Source organism: Shewanella sp. SW24 (assembly GCF_025653395.1).
In the GTDB taxonomy this organism is placed as follows: domain Bacteria; phylum Pseudomonadota; class Gammaproteobacteria; order Enterobacterales; family Shewanellaceae; genus Shewanella; species Shewanella oncorhynchi.
This window is the reverse complement of record NZ_JAKKSH010000004.1, coordinates 197,433-203,537: the sequence shown is the minus strand read 5'-3', so window position 1 is coordinate 203,537 and position 6,105 is coordinate 197,433. Positions and strand designations below refer to the sequence as shown.

The 6,105-nt window shown below is 40.2% G+C and carries 6 protein-coding genes and 1 pseudogene; 5 read left to right on the top strand and 2 right to left on the bottom strand.

Features of this window, described 5'->3' with window-relative positions; all coding sequences use genetic code 11:
- The 5 genes and pseudogenes from L5M17_RS05895 to L5M17_RS05875 all read left to right on the top strand — a co-directional run.
- A pseudogene (locus L5M17_RS05895) lies at positions 1-227 on the top strand (IS4 family transposase); the annotation flags it as partial.
- Positions 228-300: 73 nt separating this feature from the next.
- Complete coding sequence (locus tag L5M17_RS05890; protein ID WP_263145950.1) at positions 301-513, top strand: helix-turn-helix transcriptional regulator; 213 nt, start codon at positions 301-303, stop codon at positions 511-513.
- 39 nt (positions 514-552) lie between these two features.
- Complete coding sequence (locus L5M17_RS05885; protein WP_263145947.1) at positions 553-1,989, top strand: YfjI family protein; 1,437 nt, start codon at positions 553-555, stop codon at positions 1,987-1,989.
- Positions 1,990-2,334: 345 nt separating this feature from the next.
- Positions 2,335-2,997 carry an inovirus Gp2 family protein gene (locus L5M17_RS05880; protein ID WP_263145944.1) on the top strand — a complete coding sequence of 221 codons (663 nt, stop codon included), beginning with the start codon at positions 2,335-2,337 and terminating at the stop codon, positions 2,995-2,997.
- Positions 2,998-3,833: 836 nt separating this feature from the next.
- A complete protein-coding gene (locus L5M17_RS05875) occupies positions 3,834-4,577 on the top strand; it encodes a hypothetical protein (protein ID WP_263145942.1) in 744 nt (247 codons plus the stop codon).
- A 225-nt stretch (positions 4,578-4,802) separates the two neighbouring features.
- On the opposite strand, the gene L5M17_RS05870 is transcribed toward L5M17_RS05875, so the two are convergent.
- Together L5M17_RS05870 and L5M17_RS05865 are read right to left on the bottom strand one after the other, a co-directional pair.
- Entirely contained in the window at positions 4,803-5,045 is a 243-nt protein-coding gene (locus L5M17_RS05870) for a CopG family ribbon-helix-helix protein (protein WP_263145939.1), read from the bottom strand.
- Positions 5,046-5,361: 316 nt separating this feature from the next.
- Positions 5,362-6,039, bottom strand: coding sequence for a lecithin retinol acyltransferase family protein (locus L5M17_RS05865; protein ID WP_263145937.1), 678 nt, complete (start codon positions 6,037-6,039; stop codon positions 5,362-5,364).
- Positions 6,040-6,105 lie beyond the last annotated feature (66 nt).

The following is a 6,105-nucleotide window of genomic DNA, read 5'->3' as shown; positions in this document are numbered from 1 at the left end:
TTCAATGCCTGTTGTGGCTAGTTGGTTTACACGCACAGCAACAGGGCTGGGATAAGCATTTTCAGGCCAATACCATTGGGCATCGAACGGTACTCTCAACGATTCGCTTGGGATTGGAGGTACTCAGGCGGCCTGATTATCAAATCACGGAGAAAGAATTGCTGGCGGCCTGGGTATTATTCGCCAATCAGTTGCTCAAATATGGCTATGCTATGGCTGATTTATGAGGGGATCCTTCAGTGCTTGATAACCATCTAATCTCAGGGTTGTAGACGTTTATTCACAACTCTGAGGACGATTATGAACACAACTCTCACAAGCAATTCCATTATTAGACTGAAGACCTTGGTTCAGCTTACAGGGCTTTCGCGTTCAACTATCTACGATAAACTCAATTCCAAATCCCCAAGGTTTGATCCACTTTTTCCGCGAAAAGTTTGTCTTGGCGCTCGTGCCGTAGGCTGGTACATGCAAGAAGTCAAACAGTGGCTGCAAGGTAGAAGATTTTGCTGACCTTAAAAATTTGACTAACTTATAGAATGAAGGTGAATTATGAATAGTTATTATTACCAGAAATTATTTCCAATCTCCTACGGTTATGTTCCAAGTCTAACCGTCGCTCCTAAGATGGAGAAAGCGTTTGAAGAAGCAAGAGAATTGCTGCAAGCACCCGATGGTATGACCTTGGCTTGTCAGTTAACGTCGATGGCAACCGCTATGCAAGGGGTGTTCAATGTTGAAATTCCTACTCGGAAAATCGCTCCCGTATCACTCATGGTAATGACCATAGCACAATCGGGTGAACGTAAATCGACCGTTGATAACTTGTTCATGGGAGAGATTAAAAGTATTGAAAAAGAACAAGAGGCTGCTTATCAGAAAAGTTTAAAAGAGTACAACATTCAGATGGATATACATAAGGAAAAAAAAGCAAAATTAAAAAAGGCTATTACCCTGGATAATGCTGAAAATGAACAGACGATCCAGCAATTGGTGGCATTATCAGAACAAGAACCTACAAAACCTCGAGCCCCTAGAGTGATATATGAGGATACCACCAGTGAAGCGTTACTTGATGGTTTAAAAAATGATTTGCCTAATGTGTTTTTTGGCACCAGTGAAGGAGATCTAATATTTAAAAGTAGGATTATGAGCAACGCTGCTAATTTTAACCCGATGTGGAGTGGTGATGATATGACGGTAAATCGAAAAACCTCACCATCTTTTAAATTAATCGATATTCGGTTATCTATGCATATCATGGTGCAACCAGATACGTTACAGAACTTTTTGAATAAGTCTAACGTTAATGTTCGTGATAATGGCTTTCTATCTCGGATGTTGGTTTGCGCTCCACCTTCTACTTGTGGTTTTCGCCAATCTTATGGTTATCAGTATTCCCGTGAGGGTATTGAAGAGTTTAATTGCAGGATTAGACAACTACTCGAGCAGTCTTTTAGATTAGTTGATTATCGGCATCGAACAAAGGTAGTTTTTTCTTCGGCAGCTGAAAAGATTTGGTGGAATATTTACAATGATATCGAAACTAAAATGGCCCCCGGTGGCATGTATGAATATGCAAAAGACCACGCATCTAAGGTGCCAGAGAACATTGCTAGGGTTGCAGCCTTGATCCATTGCTTCGAACATCCGGACGATTTTGAAATATCTGTAGAATCCTTGTGGTTAGCCGTTGAGTTGTTAAGTTATTTCTCAAGAGATTTTATGCGAGTCTTTTGTCCTCCGCCTAAATATGTGCTAGATGCATATGCGCTGAACGATTGGCTGAAGCCATTTATTGATTCTGGAATAACACAAATAAGGAAAAATTATATTTTACAATACGGTCCAAACTGTATTCGTAAAAAAGCCGACTTACAAGCTGCATTAGATTATCTAAAGCAAAGTAATCCAATGGCAGAAATTATGATAGGTAAGACTATGGTAATAGATTTGTTTTTCAATCAAGAAACTGACTATACTCAATAAGATGAAAATATAGCGCGCTATTCATGAACGGTACTTTTTAAATCACAATAAATCGCTTTAATTTTTATTATACTATGCATATTAATTCAGAGTGGTGATAACTGTTAGTTATAGTGATTTTACTTATCTAAATTTCAAATATCGTTTTAGCCTGTTTGGTTTTCGATAATTTTTATTTAGGGTTTTAATAGTATTATATCTGCGTTTTATATGTTGCTTGCTTAGTGCTTTTAATTTGGTTGTTTGGTGTATTACTTGGGTGTTTTGTATTCATCAAAATTAGTGTATTAATTTTGAGTGGTTAACTACACCATTTAAATAATGATGGGAAAGGGAGGGTGAGTTATGAATAGTATTTTTAATAGGAATTTAACGGTGTTAACAACACCTCGATATGATGGGTTGCAAACACTTTCTTTTAAGAATGGTGCTATTGAAGAATTTCTGAATAAAATTACAAAGGTTATAAATGGCGTGGTTATGGAGTATTCAAAGGTATTTGCGGTAAGAGTTGATCTACGATTTCCTGATATGTTTGAATCGGGTGATACAGCAGTGATCACCCGTTTCTTCGAATCGTTGAAGGCTCAGTTAAAAGCGGATTATCAGGCGAAACTACGAAACACAACTGACGGTCAGGTTCATGCAAGTGAGTTATTTTACATTTGGGTTAAAGAGATGAGTGGAAGGGATAAGTGTCATTACCATGTCTGTTTGTTCTTCAATGGCCATGCGTATAAAAGTTTAGGAAAGTTTGAATTGGGTCGGGCTAATATGTATAACAGAATACACAAAGCTTGGGCGAGTGCACTAAGGTTAGATATTTTCAATGCTCAAGGGTTGCTCCATTTCCCAGAAAATGCTCAATATTTACTGTGTCGTAACCAAGCTGATTTCACTTACATTTACCAAGACTTGTTTAAAAGATTAAGTTATTTTGCTAAAACTGACACGAAAATTTATGGGAATGGCAATCACAACTTTGGTTGTAGTCGCGTATCAGTATGATTACCAAGTGATTCGCTTACTAAATGAGGTTGCTGGTGGAGTGAGTCAAAATAAAGGAGTGATGAGCAAGGGATTAAGCTCCCTTGCTTTAGCGTTCATATAGAGCAATGGCATTTTCACACTGCAGACTTGAGACATAGTCCACTAGAACACTCCGTTGCGCAGCCAGATCAATAGCCGGCTTCTTTTTGGTGGCGGGTACACAACACGGTCAATCGTTCGCTGCCATCATACTGGTACATTGCCAGATAACCGGTGTCACCAAAGTCGATAAGCAGTTCCCTAAAACAATAGTCATTGCCATAGATAGGACGACCACTTTCGGAATTACAATAAACTAGCTAACGAAGACGGTCACTTGTTGTGAATTTTTTGACATGCCTTGATATGAAGCCTGCTAAAATAATAGATGGTTTAAACGAAACAACCGATAGAGGCAGGGAGCAAAGCAATGACGATAAACTATCGAGCTATTCATACTCGCAGTCCATGGCGAAAAGCACGACATTCATCGGTAGAAATGGCTATTAAAGGCCCTGATGGAGCCTTAAACTTGTTGAGAAGAAAAGGGCGTGTCGGAAAAAATGGGATGATTATGGTTCCGTGTCATGCGTCTTTGTGTGGGAATCTGGTGAAGATTCGGGGTATGCATTTAGGCTGAAAGCTACGTCAACGACAGATGTTGAAGGTGTGATAATTCCAATAGATAAATTGTTGGCCCATGAACAAACGAGTAGCTGTAGTCAGGTAGATATTGATAGGTATTTTTCGAGTCCAGAATTTACAAAATTTATGTGACGTTACTTATATGTTATTTAGTTAGCAAAGGAGTGTATATGGATAACAGTAAACTAATCAAAATATCTAACGAAAGTGCTGCAAAGGCTTTTATACGAGGAGAGTTTAGACGGCTCAGAGAGCTTTTTAATTCGGTGAATGATAAGCATAATTTAGCGTTTGAAAGAAAAAATAAAACATTGAAAAATTTTTATCAACTACAACTTGATATCAATCGAGAATCTTTGTCTGAGTTATTGATTGAACATAAAACTTTTAACAAGGGAAAAACCGCAGAGCTAACAGAATATATATATGTTGGCGCCACGGCTATTGACATAGAAGGTTATAAATATACAAAAGATGAACATTTTTATCCACTTTGCTCCCACATAGTGGATAAAAAACGGCCTATGCGAAATGATGGATATTGTATCAGAGCATTAGTGTATATATCTGAGCATGCAATGGCAAGAATGATTACTCGTAATAGTAAACAGAGCATTAAAGTCGTTGTTGATACGGTAGCAGGTATATTTAATGAGAATACAATTAGAATGATTTACTCAGATGCCGATGTGAAATTTGAAGATTTTGTTGTGGTTACAAGAAATTGCTATATACCTTTTGTTCGTCAAGAAAACTCAGGCATTCCAATAATGAAAACATGGGTACCGGAGGAACATTGGGATGATAAAAATTACATGAAATTATCGAATTTAGCACATTCATTGACTGCAGGTGAAATTAGGGTTTTTGAGACTAGTGTATTTAACTCGGAAGTCTATCTATCTCCTAATTGATAGTGGAGTGAGCTGCAGATATATTATGGCGATTATTTTAGTATTGGACAGGCCTTTTTTATCATCAGTGATACAGTCTAAATTTAAAAGGTAAAGCGGTCAGTTAATTCATCGAGCGTCAGGCTTAAATACGAAGAGCTAAAGGTCAGCGTTCTAAATCAGCTAACGCAGTGGCAGTGAAGACTATTTGTGGCAGGTAGGGGCAGCCTTTTCATTTTCACTTCCCTAGGACTCCAGCCAACTCACCACTTCGTCACCGGTGACATGCAAGCCTGATGTCTGGTGTTCTTCCCATGCGCGTAACGCTTCTTGCTGCAGTGCCTCGCGTTTCTCTTCTCTCTCAACGTATTCACGGATCGCTTCACGCATCATCCAGTGTGATGAACGTTTGCGAGTTTCGGCTAAATGCTCGACTCTGGCTTTAATATCGGCATCTAATTTAACCGACACGGGTTTGATTGTGCTCATCTGTTACTCCAAAGGTAATGCTTAGTACTACTAGGTAATACCCTAGCATAACGTAGTACAAAAAAATAATGATTACACGTTTACTTGCCTGCACGAGCAACGCCATAAGCTCAAGGATGATAGAAGATAGTTTGTATCACTTAACTGGGCAAACATGTTACGCCGTCATCACGCTAATCTTTAGCATAAAAGCAAGAGGGAGGAAAACGATAGCGGCGGCATGCCGCTTCGTTTATAGGGTTTGGCTAATGGGGGACTTAGCACTCAATACCGTAGCTGAAGTATTAAGACTTAAGCCAATGCCATGCATCGGCTATCAGCCTACGCCATTGATGCCCACTTCTACTGTCGTCAACACGGTGTTTAAGCCGGTTTCTACACTGCCGGTGACGAGTTTGATCCCAGCATCAGTTATCTCGTCTTGGCGTAAGCAAGCATAACTTTCACCCAGGGTTTGGGTGGTGCCTTTTAGTAGGCATTCGGCAGGCTTGGCAATAAGATCCCCTGGCGTCCCTAGCAGTGTGTTCACGTTATCGGGTAGCCCTAGGTATTCACCGGTCATTTTGATGGCGGTAGAAGCTAACACGACGTTTGCGACAGTCCCCGAGGCCAGCATTGACGCAGTGCTCCCCAGTAAGCCTGCTCTGGCAGAGCCTTGCAGCGCAATGTGGGTAAGATTACTCACTTGATTGGAGGTGCTGGTTCCCGCTAAGCATTCATTGACGAAGTGCTCACAATTGTTCGTCGCAACGCCGTATGGAGTCTGACCCAGCTTACTGCGAGCTAGCTCAATGGCTTGATGAGGAAACAGCGTGGACTTTTTCACTCTGACACTATGGCCACCCGAAAATTGCTGCAGGTCGATTTCTTCAATGATGCCCTGTTTAGATAAATGAATCACATTACCATAGCCAACATAAAGGCCGTGGTGTTCGGTTAAGCCAAGCGGATCGATATTGGTGACCAGATGATCACCGGGATGAAATGTATACATGGTATGGACTCCAAGAAAAACAACGCAGATACCCCTAGGTCGCATCTGCTAATGGGTTGAATCGGG

Bases quoted from the DNA above. Each gene is read 5' to 3' on its own strand.
- L5M17_RS05875 (WP_263145942.1), top strand. From the start codon at position 3,834: ATGGATAACAGTAAACTAATCAAAATATCTAACGAAAGTGCTGCAAAG.
- L5M17_RS05870 (WP_263145939.1), bottom strand. From the start codon at position 5,045: ATGAGCACAATCAAACCCGTGTCGGTTAAATTAGATGCCGATATTAAA.
- L5M17_RS05885 (WP_263145947.1), top strand. From the start codon at position 553: ATGAATAGTTATTATTACCAGAAATTATTTCCAATCTCCTACGGTTAT.
- L5M17_RS05880 (WP_263145944.1), top strand. From the start codon at position 2,335: ATGAATAGTATTTTTAATAGGAATTTAACGGTGTTAACAACACCTCGA.
- L5M17_RS05865 (WP_263145937.1), bottom strand. From the start codon at position 6,039: ATGTATACATTTCATCCCGGTGATCATCTGGTCACCAATATCGATCCG.
- L5M17_RS05890 (WP_263145950.1), top strand. From the start codon at position 301: ATGAACACAACTCTCACAAGCAATTCCATTATTAGACTGAAGACCTTG.